Origin of the sequence: Halococcus sp. AFM35, assembly GCF_051195015.1 — an archaeon.
Classification (GTDB): Archaea; Halobacteriota; Halobacteria; order Halobacteriales; family Halococcaceae; genus Halococcus.
The window spans coordinates 98,767-114,421 of record NZ_JBNTJU010000006.1 but is presented as its reverse complement, the minus strand read 5'-3'; the positions used below and the strand labels follow the sequence as shown (position 1 = coordinate 114,421).

15 protein-coding genes and 1 tRNA gene are annotated in these 15,655 nt (G+C 66.4%); 3 read left to right on the top strand and 13 right to left on the bottom strand.

Features of this window, described 5'->3' with window-relative positions; all coding sequences use genetic code 11:
• The first annotated feature begins 230 nt into the window (after positions 1 to 230).
• A complete protein-coding gene (locus tag ACQUQO_RS06875; protein ID WP_435077225.1) occupies positions 231 to 1,214 on the top strand; it encodes an AAA family ATPase in 984 nt (327 codons plus the stop codon).
• Here ACQUQO_RS06875 and folP read toward each other — a convergent pair.
• The 6 genes from folP to ACQUQO_RS06845 form a co-directional block, all read right to left on the bottom strand.
• Positions 1,211 to 3,655 (bottom strand): dihydropteroate synthase, encoded by a 2,445-nt coding sequence (gene folP / locus ACQUQO_RS06870; RefSeq protein WP_435077224.1) that lies wholly within the window; start codon positions 3,653 to 3,655, stop codon positions 1,211 to 1,213. The genes ACQUQO_RS06875 and folP overlap by 4 nt on opposite strands.
• A gap of 81 nt (positions 3,656 to 3,736) precedes the next feature.
• Positions 3,737 to 4,339, bottom strand: a complete 603-nt coding sequence (locus tag ACQUQO_RS06865) for a TetR/AcrR family transcriptional regulator (protein ID WP_435077223.1) — start codon at positions 4,337 to 4,339, stop codon at positions 3,737 to 3,739.
• 173 nt (positions 4,340 to 4,512) lie between these two features.
• Positions 4,513 to 4,585, bottom strand: a tRNA-Arg gene (locus ACQUQO_RS06860).
• Positions 4,586 to 4,633: 48 nt separating this feature from the next.
• A complete protein-coding gene (locus ACQUQO_RS06855) occupies positions 4,634 to 5,218 on the bottom strand; it encodes a 2Fe-2S iron-sulfur cluster-binding protein (RefSeq protein WP_435077222.1) in 585 nt (194 codons plus the stop codon).
• Positions 5,219 to 5,509: 291 nt separating this feature from the next.
• Positions 5,510 to 6,244 carry a methyltransferase domain-containing protein gene (locus tag ACQUQO_RS06850; protein WP_435077221.1) on the bottom strand — a complete coding sequence of 245 codons (735 nt, stop codon included), beginning with the start codon at positions 6,242 to 6,244 and terminating at the stop codon, positions 5,510 to 5,512.
• Entirely contained in the window at positions 6,241 to 6,630 is a 390-nt protein-coding gene (locus ACQUQO_RS06845; RefSeq protein ID WP_435077220.1) for a nascent polypeptide-associated complex protein, read from the bottom strand. The genes ACQUQO_RS06850 and ACQUQO_RS06845 overlap by 4 nt, the downstream gene beginning before the upstream one ends.
• Before the next feature lie 92 nt (positions 6,631 to 6,722).
• Between ACQUQO_RS06845 and ACQUQO_RS06840 the strand changes: the two genes are divergently transcribed.
• Positions 6,723 to 7,022 (top strand): transcriptional regulator, encoded by a 300-nt coding sequence (locus ACQUQO_RS06840; protein ID WP_435077219.1) that lies wholly within the window; start codon positions 6,723 to 6,725, stop codon positions 7,020 to 7,022.
• Here ACQUQO_RS06840 and ACQUQO_RS06835 read toward each other — a convergent pair.
• The 5 genes from ACQUQO_RS06835 to ACQUQO_RS06815 are packed head-to-tail and all read right to left on the bottom strand — an operon-like array spanning position 7,006 to position 10,760.
• Complete coding sequence (locus tag ACQUQO_RS06835) at positions 7,006 to 7,797, bottom strand: helix-turn-helix transcriptional regulator (protein WP_435077218.1); 792 nt, start codon at positions 7,795 to 7,797, stop codon at positions 7,006 to 7,008. The genes ACQUQO_RS06840 and ACQUQO_RS06835 overlap by 17 nt on opposite strands.
• 48 nt (positions 7,798 to 7,845) lie before the next feature.
• Complete coding sequence (locus ACQUQO_RS06830; RefSeq protein ID WP_435077217.1) at positions 7,846 to 8,733, bottom strand: SDR family oxidoreductase; 888 nt, start codon at positions 8,731 to 8,733, stop codon at positions 7,846 to 7,848.
• Positions 8,730 to 9,599, bottom strand: a complete 870-nt coding sequence (locus ACQUQO_RS06825; RefSeq protein WP_435077216.1) for a DUF5791 family protein — start codon at positions 9,597 to 9,599, stop codon at positions 8,730 to 8,732. The genes ACQUQO_RS06830 and ACQUQO_RS06825 overlap by 4 nt, the downstream gene beginning before the upstream one ends.
• A gap of 42 nt (positions 9,600 to 9,641) precedes the next feature.
• Complete coding sequence (locus ACQUQO_RS06820; protein ID WP_435077215.1) at positions 9,642 to 9,986, bottom strand: helix-turn-helix transcriptional regulator; 345 nt, start codon at positions 9,984 to 9,986, stop codon at positions 9,642 to 9,644.
• Between the two features lie 24 nt (positions 9,987 to 10,010).
• Positions 10,011 to 10,760 carry an NRDE family protein gene (locus ACQUQO_RS06815; RefSeq protein ID WP_435077214.1) on the bottom strand — a complete coding sequence of 250 codons (750 nt, stop codon included), beginning with the start codon at positions 10,758 to 10,760 and terminating at the stop codon, positions 10,011 to 10,013.
• A 245-nt stretch (positions 10,761 to 11,005) separates the two neighbouring features.
• Here ACQUQO_RS06815 and ACQUQO_RS06810 point away from each other — a divergent pair, with 245 nt between their 5' ends.
• On the top strand, positions 11,006 to 12,073 hold the full coding sequence (locus ACQUQO_RS06810; protein WP_435077213.1) for an NAD(P)-dependent glycerol-1-phosphate dehydrogenase: 1,068 nt from the start codon (positions 11,006 to 11,008) through the stop codon (positions 12,071 to 12,073).
• Positions 12,074 to 12,081: 8 nt separating this feature from the next.
• Here the strand turns inward: ACQUQO_RS06810 and ACQUQO_RS06805 are convergent, their stop codons facing one another.
• Positions 12,082 to 14,043, bottom strand: coding sequence for an AMP-dependent synthetase/ligase (locus ACQUQO_RS06805; RefSeq protein WP_435077212.1), 1,962 nt, complete (start codon positions 14,041 to 14,043; stop codon positions 12,082 to 12,084).
• Between the two features lie 492 nt (positions 14,044 to 14,535).
• Positions 14,536 to 15,597: a zinc-dependent alcohol dehydrogenase family protein gene (locus tag ACQUQO_RS06800; RefSeq protein WP_435077211.1), complete on the bottom strand. Its 1,062-nt coding sequence runs from the start codon at positions 15,595 to 15,597 to the stop codon at positions 14,536 to 14,538.
• Between the last annotated feature and the right edge of the window lie 58 nt (positions 15,598 to 15,655).

Sequence of the window (15,655 nt, the reverse complement as noted above, 5' to 3'; positions counted from 1 at the left end):
TGGGGTCGTCGCGCTTGACGATGCCGTGGCCCTCGCCGTCGAAACTCAGGTCTCGACGGGGACGACCTGTTCGCCGACGCGCGACGACCTGTTCGACCTCGCCACCGCTGTCGGGGACAGATCCCTTCGGATGAGATAACCAGATCTATTCTCACCGCGAAAGCGTCACCACATTACCAGTAAACGAACGGACAAGACAGATAAGGCAACGGCTCCTATCGACGGCGACCGTGATCGAACCGGGGCCGGAATCGGATTCGGGGCTGCTCGACCGCGAGGGCCTCTCGAACGTCGAGAAGTGGCTAGCACCGGCCGTCGGCGTCGTGGTCGTGCTCGTCTTGCTCGCCGGTGTGGGGTTTCTCGTCACTGACTATCTCGGGGGCAGCCCGAACGGTCCGGCCGACGCCGACCGCTCCGGCGTGGGGGCCGCCCCGGCGAACAACACGACGGCCATCCCGACCACCGCAAACGCCACCGCGACGACCGCCCAGTCGACTTCGACGGCGACCGAAACGCCGACGCCGACTGCGACAGCAACACCGACCGCCACAGCAATGCCGACGGCTACGGCGACCGAAACGTCAACCGATACGTCGACCGAGACCGACACGCAAACGCCAACCGAAACGGCGACCGCGACGCCGACGGCAACCGAAACCGACACTGCAGAACCGGCGGACACCGCAACGCCAACGCCGACTGCTACGCCGGAAGAAACCGAAACGCCGACCGAGACACCCACGCGAACGCCTACCGAGACCGAAACGCCGACACCGACCGCCACGCCAACGCCGACCGATACGCCGCCACCCTCGGAGACGGACACACAGAGTACGACGGAGACGACCACCGCACCGCCGAGCGATGAATCGACGACGGAATCCGAGACGACAACCGCGACGAGTTCTTCGACGACCACGACGACACCAGTGACGGCCACGGAGACGCCGACGCCAACAGCCATCGAGACCGCGACGGACACGCCAACCGAGTCGCCGACGACCGCTGAAACGGAACCGTCAACGGGGCTATCGACGGAGCGTCAGCCGATGACAACGGTTACGCCGGAGCCGACAGCAACCGCGACGCAATCGCCCACCGCAACCGATACCTCGACCGTCATCGCAGCCGCAACGACCACGGCAACGGACACTGCAACCGAAACCGTGACGACGACTGCGACGGCGGAGTCAACAACCACCACAGCGACCTAATCGTCCGAGCTGTCGAACTCGTTCGGGGCCGTTGCCGCCTCGCTGACGCCCACGGCGGCGACGTTTTCGGCCACGTCGTGAACGCGCACGATGTCCGCACCGCGCTCGGCGGCCAGCGCGCTCGCGGCCACCGTCGCTGGTAGGCGCTCGTCCTCGCTGCCGACGAGGTCGAACATCGACTTGTGCGAGTGGCCGAACAGAATCGGGCAGTCGAGCGCGTCGAACTCGCCCAGCCGACCGAGGATTGCGAAGTTCTCTTTCCTGTCCTTTCCGAAGCCGATACCGGGGTCGACGATGATTTTTCTCCTATCGAGACCCGCCTTCTCGGCGAGCAGCACGCGCTCGCGTAGCTCGCGGATGGTATCCTCGACCACGTCGTCGTATTCGGGGGTCGAATCGGGGTCCACGGGCGTATCGATGCTGTGCATCACGACCAGCGGGCAGTCGTACTCGGCGGCGACGAAGCGCATCTCGGGGTCCGCCAATCCGGAAACGTCGTTCACGATGTCTGCACCGGCGTCGAGTGCTGCGCGCGCGACCGCCGCCTTCCGGGTGTCGACCGCAATCAGGGCATCGAACTCGCTGATGCGCTCGATGACGGGCACCACGCGCTCGCGCTCTTCGTCGGCCGAGACCGGTTCCGCGCCGGGACGGGTGCTCTCACCGCCCACGTCGATGATGTCCACCCCTTCCTCGACCATCGCCTCGGCCCGCCGGACCGCAGTCTCGATACTGTTGAACTCGCCGCCGTCGTGGAAGCTGTCGGGCGTCACGTTGAGGATACCCATCACCGCCGTCCCCTCCTCCCACGGGTAGCCACGGGAGTCGGACTCGACGCCTATCGAGAGCGCCTCCCGAACCCCGTCGGCGAGCGGCTCCAGTCCATAGGGCTGGGCGGCGAGTTTCTCGGAGAGGCGTTTGAACTGCGCGAGCGTCCCCAGCATGAGCACGTCGAGATACTCCTCGTCTTGGTCGTTGAGTCCTGAAAGAGCGCACTCGCCGCCGAGCGAGAGGAGTTCCTCCTTGAGATATTGGGCCTGTCGCGGGCGCACGCGGGTCTTCAGCGCCCGATGGACGGCTTTGCCGCGCATCCGGTAGGTCCCCGCGTCGGTGACGTGGGTGTTTTCGAGCGCGCGGCGCGCATCGTCGAGTCCGTCGATTGCTTTGGGCACGTCGAGGCGGCTCCAGCGCGTTCGCGCCTCGCGCACCGTATAGAGCGAGCCACAGACGAGCACGCAGTCGTCGGAACTGGCTTCCTTCATCGCGGCTCGGAGCGCATCCGTGACGTCGCTGCGGGTCTCGACGTGACTCTCCTCGAAGACGTCCGCGAGAACCGCGTTGTCCTCGGCGCGCGGGACGTCCGGCCGGCAGGCGACGACGTGCTCGGGCGTGGGGAGCGCGTCGGCCATTCTCCGATGGTCCTTGTCGGCGAGCGCGCCGAAGACCAGATGGAGGTCCTCGAAGTCGAACTCGCCCAAGGTGTCGGCGAGGCGCTCGCACGCGCCGGGGTTGTGTGCACCGTCGAGCACCACCAATGGATCGCGTTCGAGCACCTCGAAACGGCCGGGCCAGTACGCCCCACGCAGCCCGGCGGCGAGGGTCTCCTCATCGAGGTCGATGGCGAACTCGTCGGCGACCTGTCGGGCAAGTGCCGTCGCGACGCCGGCGTTGTTCGCCTGATGCGCACCCAGCAACGAGAGCCGTGTTTCGAGACGCCAGTCATTGCCCGAAAGCCCGATGGCGCTCTCGATATCCACCCGTCCGTCGTAGTGCACTGCTATGTCACCGTCCGGGCCGACTGTCAGTGCGTCGTCGACACTTTCTGTGATTGCCGCGCGCGCGTCGCCGGTCGCGGCGGTCACGAGTTCGTTCCGCCGGGGTGCGACGGTGGCCATATCGCGCCCGATCTCCGCTACTGTGTCGCCGAGGGTGTCGGTGTGTTCGAGCGCGACGCTGGTGACGGCACTCGCCACCGGCTCGACGACGCTGGTCGCGTCGTAGCGCCCGCCGAGACCGACTTCGAGCACGGCGACGTCGACCGACTGCCGCTGGAACTCCCACAGTGCCATCCCGGTGACAACCTCGAAGAAGGTGGGCGACTCGCCGGCGGCCGCCCGGTCGAGGACGTATGGTCTGACGGTCTCGACGTACTCGGTGAGTGCGCTCTCGGACAACATGCGGTCGTTGACGCGGACGCGTTCGCGGACGGAGTCGAGATGTGGCGAGGTGTAGAGACCGACGTCGAGACCCGCCTCCCGAAGCACCGATTCGAGCAGTCTCGCGGTGCTTCCCTTGCCGTTCGAGCCGGCGATCTGAACGAACGTCACCCCGTCGTGTGGGTCGTCGAGATACGAAAGGAGATCCGCCGTCGCGTCCAGTCCCGGTCGTGGCGGATACCGACGCAGCCCGAAGAGGAAGTTTGCCGCCTCGTGGAACTCCATACCGGACACCGGTGGGGCTGTGGTTTGAGGGTATCGGACGACCGCACTGCGAACGGTCACCCGAGTGAGCGACAGATCCCGTCAGTCTTCCTCGGTATCGACCACCAACGAATCGAGGAACGTAGCGACGGCCGCACGGGTGGGGGTGGTGACGTCCCTGTCGGCGGTCACGCGGCGCAACATCGCACCAGTGACCGTCGAGACCAGCAGCGCAGCCGTCTCGTCGACATCGACCGCATGGAAGGTCCCATCCTCGATACCGGCCGCGAGCACGTCGACGAAGGCGTCGTGGATGAGACGGTCGACGCGAGTGAACTGCTCGCGGTAGGCTGGCTTCGAGAGCGCCCGCGAGCGCAGCTCGAACAGCGCGAGCTGGAACTCCCGCTGTTCGTCGGACGGTGACAGGGGTAGGAACTGTTCGACGAGCGCGCGCAACTGCTCGTCCGGGCTATCGCCCCCCTCGACCGCGTCCTCGACGGTGAACTGGTCGAGCAGATAGTCGAGGAAGGCGATGAGGATTTCGTCTTTCGTGTCGTAATGATAGTACAAGAGTGATTTGCTCTTGTCGAACTCGTCGGCAATCGTCTGAATCGTGAGGTCGGCATACCCGTGTTCACACAGCGCCCGGTACGTCGCCTCCATGATTTCGGCCTCCGTCTCGCTGCGGTCGGTGTCCGCACTCATCATAACTGACTATTCAGTCAGAGTGCAAAAGGGCGTCGCTTCACCGGACGAGCGGGCGCGACGGGATTTGAACCACGGTCGCTTCGCGCCACTCCCTGATTCAAATCCGCGTGCCGGTTCGCTCGTCATCACGAGACGGCTTCGCCGTCTCGAACGATTCCGTTCCTCGCTCACGGGCGCGACGGGATTTGAACCCGCGACGTCTTGGTCCGGAACCAAGAACTCTATCCACTGAGCTACGCGCCCACGGAAACGGACAGGGAGGTCGGTGGTTTAGGCGTTGTGAAAGTCCGCTCAGGGCGTCTCGTTCGTTTCGAGCGTCATGTCGGCGGTCGGGTAGGCAACACAGGTCAGCGTGTAGCCGTCGCCGAGTTCGTCCTCGTCGAGCATCTCCTGGCCGTCGTGGGTGAGATAGTCCTCGGAGGGACCGTCGGCGACGTGGCCGCCACAGGAGAGACACTGGCCGGCCCGACAGGCGTAGGGCAGGTCCCAGCCCTGCTCTTCGCCAGCTTCGAGCAGTGTCTGGTTTTCGGGTACTTCGAGGGTCTCGCCTTCCTTCTCGTAGTTGATTTCGAAGACCTCGGCCTCGTCGTCGGGGATGTCCGCCGGACTCGACGATTCTTCGCTTTCGCCGCCCTCGCCGAGTTCGCCTTCGGCCTCGCCCTCGCCGCCGACCGCCCCGGCCGGGGCTGCTCCGCCCCCGATGGAGCGGTTCATCGGCTCGGGGAAGTTCGTCTCCGGCACGCTCTCGGCACGCCGTTCGAGGACCGACTGGGAGATATCGTCCGGGATGGTCCGCTCGGTGCCAGACGAGAAGTGCAACGCCACCATCACCACCACCAAGAGGACGCCTATCGACAGCCCGAATACCTCGACCATGCCCGGGGTATGGAAGGATGGTTTAACTACCTATTGATTCCCGACTTTTGCTGCGTGCTCGAAGATGCAGGGCGTTTTCGGCATCACGAGACGGCCCCGTCTCGGACGACTCCGACTCCTCTTCGGCGACCCATCGCTGGCAAAAGCCGGCGTCACTACCCCGCTGGCTTGGGGATTCCGCAGCCCGCTCGCACCCCGCGACACAGTCATCGACGCTCCGCCACAGCCACCGTTCCGCACAGCACCGCAGCCGCCGTGGCGACCGCACCGCGGCAGCAACCGCCGCGACCGCTAGTTACGCGCGAAAATCAGATAGCCCGTGTGGCCGACACCGGCCGTCGAGGGGCGCGTCCCGCGCTCGTCGAAGTCCATCTCGCGCTGGATGGTCTCGTAGGTTTCGGCGTCGAGACCCACTGAGTCGAGTGTTTCAACGACTTCGCGCGCGCTCTCGACGAACGGCGAATAGACCGCGACGAACCCGCCGGGAACCAAGAGTTCAGGAGCGTGTTCGACGACCGCCGGCGCGTCCTCGGTGTCGAGCGTGAGCAGGTCGAACTCCCCGAGCGCGGCGGCGTCGTCGAGCACGTCGCCGGTCCGCACTTCGACACCACCGCCAGCCGACCCCTCACCGACACCGGCCAGCGTCATGTTCTCGCGGGCGACATCGGCGAACTCCGGGTCGCGCTCATAGCTCACCACCGACGCACCCACACGCCCGAGCGCGGCGGCGAGCACGCCAGTTCCGGTCCCAGCATCGAGCACCCTGTCGCCCGCTGCAACGCCGGTGTGACCCATCACGAGACCCACATCCCGGGGTAGCATCGGCGCGCCGGTCCGCTCGAAGTGATGGAAGAGGTCCGGACCACGGAGGTCCCGCACCACGAACTCGGTCCCGAGATGGGTTTCGAGCACCGCCCCGGAGGCTACGTCTTCTGGCACGTCGAGCACGCCGAGGTCCGTCTCCAACCTCGCGCCCGGCTCGCGGAGATACTCGCGGCCCTCGCCGACGAGCAAAACGGCCGTCACTCCAGCCGCGAGACCGCCGCCGCGAGGTCCCCGTCTGCGGCTTCGAGCGCCTCGCGTGCGGCGTCCTCGCTCGCACCCGTGCGCTGAGAGACGATTTCGACGTCCGAGTCGGGAACCGCATCCCCACTGCCCGCATCCTCTTCGTCGCCCTCGCCGAGCGGTATCGCCTCCTCGTCCGCCGCGCGCGTCTCCGGCTCGCCCGTGATGGTGTAGGTCGCCTGTCCTTGGGCGTCCATCCGCTGGACCTCGGCATCGTCGAAGACGAGTTCCTCGTCACCGGTGCGGATGATTATCTCCTCGGCATCGATCTCCTCGATGTCGATGCCCATCTGTTTCATCATCTGCTGCATCTTCTGCGGGTTCAGACCGCCGCCTCCTCCGAACATATCTGCGGGTGGACAGCCAGCGCCTTGTGGCTTCCGACCCGCGCCGGGCGCGCCGGGCAAACGGTTTTGCGCCACCGGGTCCGATTGGATGCATGCGCCGAGCGGATGCCGACGCGACGACGCGCCAGCGCATCGCCGACCACCTCCGCGAACAGCCGGCCGCCGCGAGCACCCTCGCCAGCGAGTTCGCCATCACGACCGAGACGGCCCTCGACCACGTCGAACACGTCGCTCAGTCGCTCGATTCGACCGACGAAGAACTGCTGGTCGCCCCGCCGGAGTGTCGTGACTGTGGCTTCGCGGGCTTCGACGACCGAATCAACCGGCCCTCGCGCTGCCCCGACTGCAAGAGCGAGGCCATCGAAGAGCCGCGATTCACTGTCGAGGGCTAGGGACAGTATCGATACGCCGGGCAGCCGCCCGATGGTCTTCGTAGACGTCGTTCGCCCACCGCACGAGCGCCTCGTTCGTGCCGTCGAGACACCCATATAGCGTGCCCTGTTCGTCGTGGGCACAGACCAGCGCGCGGTCGTCCAAAACCGTGAGCCCGAACGTGATTTCGTCAGGTGAGAGGAACAGTTTGAAGTTCTCGAAGTCGTGGGCGGCCGCGAACGCATCGGGGTAGGCCGCCTGCGAGGTCTCAAGCACCGACTCGTCGATGACGAGTTCCATCGCCACACCGGCTGCGAGCGGCTCGCGGGCGGCCTCGTTGGTCACGGGGCTGACGACCGGGGAAATGCCCCGAAACGTCTCGCCATCGGCTGCGGCGAGCACGTCGGTGACGTGGCTCATCGTGGCGTGGGGGTTCTCGGGGGCGTTCGTCACCAGCCGTGCGTCGTCGAGCGCTGCCGTCGGCAGCGTCGCGCCGACCGAGCCGAGGCGCTGGAGGAACGGTCCCCACTCGTCGACGCGCTCGATGGCCGTTTCGAGGGCGTCGAACTGGTCGAGTACGAGCCGGCCGCCGACCGTGAGTCGGTACTCGCCACCCTCGCTGTGAACCCACTCACGCTCTCCGAGTCCGTCGAGCGTCCGGTGGACCGTCGAGCGCGACAGCCCACACGCATCGACGAGTTCGCACTGGCGGCGCGGCCGTTCGCGGAGGGCTTCGAGAACCCGAACGCGGTTTTCCGAGCCGGCGAGAAACGCGACGTGTTCCCAAGTCCCCATTCGATTGCGGCTTATCCTCCAGAAAAAAGAGTCTTCCGCCGTGCTGGCTCAGCCGTGGCGATACTCCTCGATGGCCGCCCGATAGCCCTCGCGGTGGGTCGGATACGCGAACTCGTAGCCCAACTCCCTGAGTTTGGCGTTCGAGCAGCGTTTGGAGGTCTCGATGCGCCGCCGTGCCGGCTCCGAGAGGTCGCCCTCTCTAAGGCGCTCGGCGGTCGTCCGCTTGTCCGGGCGGGGCACGTCACACTCGTCGGCCAGCCAGTCAGCAAAGTCGCATTTCTCCACTGGTTCGTCATCGACGGCGAGCACTGCCTCCCCACGCCCGGCATCACTGTCGAGCAGGAATCGAATCGCGCCGGCGGCATCCGCCCGATGGAGCATGTTGAGATAGCCCTCCGTCACGGGACCGTCGAGATAGCGCTCAAGTCGGTAGCGCTCCGGGCCGTACAAACCAGCGAATCGCACGACCGTGCCGTCGATACCGTGCTCGCTCGCGTCTTCGAGCGCGACTCGCTCGGCCTCGGCAAGCACTACGGTCTTCTCGGTCGTCGGCTCCAGAGGAGTGCTCTCGTCCACCCAGTCGCCACCGTGGTCGCCGTAGACACCCGTCGAGGAGGTGTAGACGAGGCGGTCGGGCGAGTCCTCGCGCGCGCCGAAGGTTTCGATGACGGTTCGAAGTCCATCGACGTAGATTTCGCGTGCGGCCGCCGCTCCGCGACCGCCGGAACTCGCCGCGAAAATTAGGGTATCGACGTCCGGGACGGCCGTGAGGTCCTCGGGGTTGGTGAGGTCAGCTTCGATGGCGTCGAAGCCGGCGCGTTCGATTGCCTCGTGGCCGTCGGCGGAACGGCGCACGCCGACGACGTCGTGGTCGGGGACGAGCCTGCGCCCGAGTTCGAGACCCACGTAGCCACAGCCGAGGACCGCGACCCTCATGGCTTTCGCTGCTCGATGTAGCCGTGAATCATGGCGAGTTCGTCGAGGTCCATCGGGAGTCGTCCCTCGATCTTCTGCTGGATTTCCCGTGCGTCGAACGACCCGTTGATGCCCGACTCGACCGCCTCGACGTCGAGCACGGCGGTCGTCATCCCCATCAGGAGGTGGTCACGGGTCTCCGTGGCGATGGCGTCGGCGTCGGGTTCGTCCGGGTCGAGCGCGAGCACGGCCGCGGCATCTTCGAGCGTCATGGCTGGCGATTCACTGTTTGCGAGCGCCTCGCTCTCGACACCCGTCTCCTCGCGTACCGTCTCGACGCCGTGGCTCTCGATGACCGCTCGCAGTCGCTCGTCGTAGCGCGCACGCAGTTCCTCGGGCGTGAGGTCGCCAGCATCGTCGATGTCGTGAAGCATGGCCCCGATAGCCGCCGCCGACGTAAGTGAATTGAGTTCGTGCCCGACACCGTAGCCATCCCGAGCGAGCGCCTCGGCCATTCCTGTGACGGCGGCGAGTTCGCCCACTCGTCCGCCACGGGCGAGCGCCGCGCGGGCGGCCCCGAACGGCTCTCGATATGCTCGTTGGGCCAGTGCCGCGTCGTGTTCGCCGACGATAGCGGCGAACCGGGCCGCAGCCACGAGAACGCCGACCGTTCCCTCGTCGTGATGGCGCTCGCTGCCCTCGCTATGGGTTTCGATTCCGACGATGGAGCCGTCGAGCGCCGCGATGGCCGTCGTCCGACAGGCCCGATTCGAGAGCCGGCCGCGTCCGGCACAGTCGGTCGCGTTGATGTGAAGCCGTCGGTTTTCGACATGTGGCTCGCACTCACAGCGTGTACCCGCCCCGACCGTCCGGCTCGTCCGCTGCACGCCGCCGACTGGTCGCGGCTTCGGCTTTGAACCCTCGGACGACTACTGGTAGGCCAACTGCATGATCCACTGGGAGAAGGCGTCGCTTTCCGGTTCGACGTCCTCCTCGCCGACCAGCGGCGAGAGTTCGTTGCCGGCCATCAGCAGTGAGAAATCGAGGTCGCGCGCCGCCGGCGCGATGTAGTAGGTGTTGTGACCTTCATAGACGGTGTCCTCGCGCTCGACGAGACCGCGCTCTTCGAGGCGCTCGGCCATACGGCTACCGGTGCGCGAGTCAACGTCGAGTTCCTTCCAGAAGTCGCTCTGGTGGATTCCTCCTGTGGAGCGGACGAGTTCGAGGGCGGCGCGCTCGTCCTCCGAGAGGTCGTCTTCGGCCGTCGTGCTCATACGCTATCCACACCGCCGGAGGGGTTAAATCCGGCGTTCGACCCGCTCGAAAGCGGTTCGACAGGGCGGTCCGTCGGCGAACTCGTACTCGCCGTTGCCCTCCTCGTCGATGGCGATGAGCGACGACGAGCGCGTGCCGAAGCCGAACTCCTCGTGGTGGACGCAGACGCCGTAGTCGTGGTCGCCGAGGACGTCGGCCGCGCGGTCGAGCCACTCCTCGCTCCCCTCGCCGGGGTCGGGCTGGAGCGCTTCACGCACCTTTCTGCCATTTGCGGCCTGTCGCTCGCCGCGTTCGGGCCACGACTCGGAGATGTCGACGTCGCCGATTTCGCCGGTGTTCATGACGACGTGGACGCCGGGATCGAGGTTGCGAACTCGTAACTGTTCATCCCATTCGAGCAGGACCGCCGCCCGCTCGTCGGCCACCACGAGGTTGAACCCCTCGTACTCGTCAGTCTCGACCGCACGCTCGACGTGACGGGCCGCCGTTTCCGCCGAATCGGCTTCGAGCGCGTCACGGACGAGCAGCCCGCGCGAGCGCTCGCCCGCCAACTCCCTGTCCGTCCAGCGGTTCGTGACCGCAACGAACAATCCATGTGCGTTGTAGCCGATCCACGTCCCGCCCGCCTCGGCGTCGCTCGGGGCGAGGACTTTCGGGTCTTCCGAGAGCAGTCCGGGCGCGTTCGACTCGCGGTCGACGGCTTCGTCGCGGTTGGCCGCCACCACCACCGGCCGGTCGGCGAAGACCTGCCACGCGAGCACGAGGGTGCACATGGGTCGATGGAGGGACCGGGAAGCCTAAACCCCGCCGGTCGCCGTGGGTGGTGGCGCGGCGGCGCACGAAGGAGTCAGTTGGGAAGGTCCGTGGGCGATGGTGAATACGAGTGTGGGCGAACGGAGCCGAGCGCCAGCCCCGAGAACGGTCCCGGCTGCGAGCGCGAAGAGCGCGTGCTCTCGGTGCTCGATACGCGCTGAGGACGGAGGGCAAACGGTTTGCCGACCCGGAAGCGAGAGGGGTCATGTTCGACAAGACCACGTGGATTCGTCTGCCACGCAACGTCGTGGTCGGCCACGGCGTGCTCTCCGAGACCACCGACGCCATCGCCGAGCTCCATCTCGGTGGCCGCCCGCTCGTCGTGACCAGTCCCACGGCCCGCGAGGTCGCCGGCGAGCGCGTCGTCGCGGATTTCGCCGATGGGGGAACGGAACCGGCGACGGTCGTCGTCGAGCGGGCGAGTTTCGGAGCCGTCGAGCGCGTCATCGAGACCGCCCGCGAGACCGAGGCGGGCTTTCTGGTGGGCGTCGGTGGCGGCAAACCAATCGACATCGCCAAGATGGCGAGCGACTCGCTCGACATGGGCTTCGTCTCGGTACCGACGGCGGCGAGCCACGACGGCATCGTCTCCGGACGCGGGAGCGTCCCCGAAGGCGACAGCCGTCACAGCGTCGCCGCCGAACCTCCCTTAGCTGTCGTCGCTGATACCGAAATCATCGCCGACGCGCCGTGGGAACTCACCACCGCCGGGTGTGCGGACATCATCTCGAACTACACTGCCGTCCGCGACTGGCAGCTCGCCAACCGCCTCCAGAACGTCGAGTATTCGGAGTACGCGGGCGCACTCAGTCAGATGACCGCCGAGATGCTCGTCGACAACGCCGACTCCATCAAACGAGGGTTGGAGGAGTCGGCGTGGGTCGTCGTCAAGGCGCTCGTCTCCTCGGGCGTGGCGATGTCCATCGCCGGCTCCTCACGGCCGGCGAGCGGGGCCGAACACCTCTTTTCCCACCAACTCGACCGCATCGCCCCCGGCGCGGCGCTGCACGGCCATCAGGTGGGTGTCGGCTCGATTCTGACCGAATACCTCCACAGCGGCGAGGCAGGCAGATGGAAGAACATCCGGGATGCACTCGCCGGTCTCGGTGCTCCGACGGCCGCTGCCGAACTCGGTATCGACGAGACCGCCATCGTCGAGGCGCTCACGACTGCCCACGCCATCCGCGACCGCTACACCATCCTCGGTAACGGGATGAACGAGAGCGCCGCCCGCGAAGTCGCCACGACGACGGGCGTCATCGGCGGGAAGTAATACGGGCGTCAGTCGTCGGCCGCCGGCCGCCCGGCGGCGTAGATGCGGTCTATCTGGTCGTCGAATCGCGCCTCGATGTTGCGGCGCTTTTTCTTCAGTGACGGCGTGAGCAGGTCGTTTTCGGGCGTCCATTCGAGGGGAACGAGTTCGAAGCGCTTGATGCGCTCGTGGGGTTCCAGCTCGTCGTTGACGTTCTCGACGTGTGCTTCGACCCACGCGCGGGCGTTCTCGTCGCGGCAGAGCGCCGCGCGGTCGCTCGGGAGTTCGATTCCCTTTCGGGCGGCCCACGCACGCAGTTTCTCGAAGTTCGGGACCAACAGGGCGCTCACGAACTTCTCGTCGTCGCCGAGCACCATCGCCTGTTCGACCCGCTCGGAGGTGGCGAAGGCGTCCTCGATGGGTCCGGGCGCGACGTTCTTGCCCGTGGTGAGCACCAACAGCTGTTTCAGCCGCTCGTGATAGACGAGATACCCATCGGCATCGCGTTCGACGATGTCGCCGGTCCGCAGCCAACCCCCTTCTTCGAAGGTGGCGTCGGTTTCCTCCGGGTTCTCCCAGTAGCCATCGGTGACGTTCGGCCCCCGTACCAAGAGTTCGCCACGGTCGCCCTCGCGGTCGCGCTGTTCGGGTGGCAGAACGTCCGAATCGAGTTTCGTCTCGACGCCAGTGAGCGGCGGCCCCAGCGTTCCGGGCTTCGGCGCTTCTGGTGGGTTGACCGAGACGACGGGTGCGGCCTCGGTGAGTCCGTAGCCCTCGTAGATGGGGAGGTCCATCCCGTCGAATAGGCGAGCCAGTTCCGGTGAGAGGCTGCCGCCGCCGCTGATGAAAAAGTCGATATTGCCGCCCATCGCTTCCTTCACAGTGCTGTAGACGAGGCGGTTGGCGAGCGCGCGCTCGACCCGGAGTGTCCGCCCCGGTTTCTCCTCTCGACTGGTGCGCTTTGCCGCCGCGACCGCGCGCTCGAAGATGCGACGTTTCACGGCCGAATCGGCGTCCTCACGCATCGAGTCGAAGATGCGCTCGTAAATTCGTGGAACGCTGATGGCGGTCGTCGGCCGGACGGTTTCGATGTCTTCGGCCACCGTGTCGGCGCTCTCGGCGTAGGCGACGGTCGCGCCGCTCGCAAACAGGAAGAAGTGGCCCGCGAGGCGCTCGAAGACGTGCGCGAGCGGGAGAAAGGACAGGGCGACCGTCTCGCGGCCCACCGAAGGGAGGCCGGTGGATCTGTCGGGCCGGTCGCCGAAGCGCTTTCTGAGCTGGTTGATGTTCGCCCGGAAGTTGCGATGGGTCATGCGGACGCCCTTCGGTTTGCCCGTCGTTCCGGAGGTGTAGATGAGACTCGCCAAATCCTTGGGGGTGCGCTCGCTCAGCCAGCCCTCGTAGGCCGCGCGGTCGAAGGCTTGCTCGCCGCGCTCGTAGATGTCGGCGAGCGTGAACACGTCTTCACGAGTGGTCGAAACGTCGTCAAGCACGACGACGAATTCGAGGTCGAGCGCGTCCTCGACTGCCATCACGCGCTCCAATCGGTCGCGGTCGTCGACGATTACCCCCGTGGCTCCGGGGTCGGCGAGCAGGTACTCGACCTGTCGTGGCGAGGATTCTTTATACACAGTGGTGACGACCGCGCCCGCCGCCAGCAGGGCGAAGTCGGCCTGTGCCCACTCCATGCGCGACGGCGAGAAGATGCCAACCCGGTCGTCGGCTTCGACGCCGAGGTCGCGGAAGCCGGCCGCGAGCGAGCGGACGATTGATTGGAACTCCTCGTAGGTGAGCGTCACGTACTCGCCGGGGTCGGCCCGTTTGACGACGCTGCCGGCGAGTGAACGCTCGTGGACGCCACCCTTGTACCGCTGAGCGGGCTGGTCGGCGTTGCGTGTCGCGCTCCGCTCGAACAGTCGTGGGATGGTGTCGGTGCCGATGACTTCGTCGGTGTGTTCGCGCTCGGCCGCGCGCCAATCCCCGTCGGTCATGGCTGTCGATATCGCGCGGAGACCATAGGTGTTGGCCCGAAAACAGGCGGTAGGTGTGGTGGTCGCGGTGCGGTGGCGGCGCGGCTGCGGTGGCGGTCGCGGTGTGGCCACCGTAGCGGCTGCGGTTTGCGGTGTGGCGGTCCCTCGGCGGACGAAGGACGAGCGAGCGTCGAGCAGCGCTCCGCGCCGCTGACCGTTCGAGCGGGCAGCGAGGCGGTGAAACCGCCTCGAAGGAGACGGCGAAGCCGTCTCCCGGCCCGCGAGAAGATAGCGAGTGAGGGCTTCTGCGGTGCTGGGTAGTGGTTGGTGGTGCAGTACTGTCCGTGTGAGCGTAGCGAGCGCGGTTTGCGAGCGGGAGTTTTTGGTCCAGATTTTTGCGAGGAGCGAGGGAGTGAAGCTCCCTCGGACCGTGTGAACGGGCGCGAAGCGCCCGTGAGCAGAGAGTTGAGCGCGAGCAACGCGAGCGCGAACCCCGAAGTAAAAAGGTGGGTGTTAGAAACTGTCGATGACGGGGATGCCCATCGTCTCGAAGTCGTCCATCGCCGCCAGTTTCGCCGAGACGTCGTCGAGTGTCACGGTTTCCGAGACCACCGCGCTCGGGTCGAGTTTGCCGTCGCCGACCATTCGAAATATCTCGTCGTAGTTGGTCGGGGCCATCCCGAGCGAGCCGATGAACTCGATTTCACCCATCACCATCATGTCGGTCGGCAGCGAGACCATCCCCTGTTCGTCCTGCGTCGAGAGGCCGACCTGGATGTGCTGGCCGCGGGTCCCGAGACTCAGCACCGAGTTCCGACAGGTGGTCTCGATGCCGAGCGCATCGACCGAGACCGCCGCGCCGCCGTCGGCAATGGATTTGACCTCGTTGGGTGTGTCCTCGACGTCGCTCGCGTTGACCGTCGCGCTCGCACCGAGTGCTTCGGCCTTTTCGAGCTTTTCGTCCTGTAAATCGACCGCGATGACGTTCCCGCCGAGCGCGCTGGCGATGTGCACAGCGGAAAGGCCAACGCCACCGCAGCCATGCACCGCCACCCAGTCGCCACCGCCGATGTCGGCCCGATGGGCAAGCGCGTGGAAGGAAGTCATGAACCGACAGCCAAGTCCGGCCATGTCGACCGACGAGACGCCGTCGGGCAGCGGGACGGCGTTGTGTTCGGCGGCCGGGACGTGGAGTTGTTCGGCGAACGCACCGGGCACCGATTCGACGAAGCCGAGCGGGCGGATGTTCTCGCAGGTGTTGCCGTGGCCGGTGCGACACTGCTTGCAGGTCCCGTCGCCGAGGTTGAACGGGACCGTGACCTGCTGGCCCTCCGATAGATGCTCGACCTCGTCGCCGACCGCGACGACCGTGCCCGCCGGCTCGTGGCCGAGGATTTGGCCCTGTTGAGGCTGGATGCCGAGCCAGTCCCAGTCGCCCTGCCAGCCGTGCCAGTCGCTCCGACAGATGCCACAGGCCTCCATTTCGACCACCGCACCCGTGGGGTCGGGGTCGGGTGCGTCCACGTCCCGGATGTCGAGCGGTTCGCCGTGTTCTTCGAGGACTGCTGCTCGCATAGCCTCTGTGTCACTGTCTGCCACAGTCATAACTGTTCCGCCGACGCCGACCGGCAAG

Coding starts and splice junctions, on each gene's coding strand:
- folP (WP_435077224.1), bottom strand. CDS start 3,655: ATGGAGTTCCACGAGGCGGCAAACTTCCTCTTCGGGCTGCGTCGGTAT.
- ACQUQO_RS06865 (WP_435077223.1), bottom strand. CDS start 4,339: ATGAGTGCGGACACCGACCGCAGCGAGACGGAGGCCGAAATCATGGAG.
- ACQUQO_RS06855 (WP_435077222.1), bottom strand. CDS start 5,218: ATGGTCGAGGTATTCGGGCTGTCGATAGGCGTCCTCTTGGTGGTGGTG.
- ACQUQO_RS06845 (WP_435077220.1), bottom strand. CDS start 6,630: ATGTTCGGAGGAGGCGGCGGTCTGAACCCGCAGAAGATGCAGCAGATG.
- ACQUQO_RS06840 (WP_435077219.1), top strand. CDS start 6,723: ATGCGCCGAGCGGATGCCGACGCGACGACGCGCCAGCGCATCGCCGAC.
- ACQUQO_RS06835 (WP_435077218.1), bottom strand. CDS start 7,797: ATGGGGACTTGGGAACACGTCGCGTTTCTCGCCGGCTCGGAAAACCGC.
- ACQUQO_RS06830 (WP_435077217.1), bottom strand. CDS start 8,733: ATGAGGGTCGCGGTCCTCGGCTGTGGCTACGTGGGTCTCGAACTCGGG.
- ACQUQO_RS06820 (WP_435077215.1), bottom strand. CDS start 9,986: ATGAGCACGACGGCCGAAGACGACCTCTCGGAGGACGAGCGCGCCGCC.
- ACQUQO_RS06815 (WP_435077214.1), bottom strand. CDS start 10,760: ATGTGCACCCTCGTGCTCGCGTGGCAGGTCTTCGCCGACCGGCCGGTG.
- ACQUQO_RS06810 (WP_435077213.1), top strand. CDS start 11,006: ATGTTCGACAAGACCACGTGGATTCGTCTGCCACGCAACGTCGTGGTC.
- ACQUQO_RS06805 (WP_435077212.1), bottom strand. CDS start 14,043: ATGACCGACGGGGATTGGCGCGCGGCCGAGCGCGAACACACCGACGAA.
- ACQUQO_RS06800 (WP_435077211.1), bottom strand. CDS start 15,597: ATGCGAGCAGCAGTCCTCGAAGAACACGGCGAACCGCTCGACATCCGG.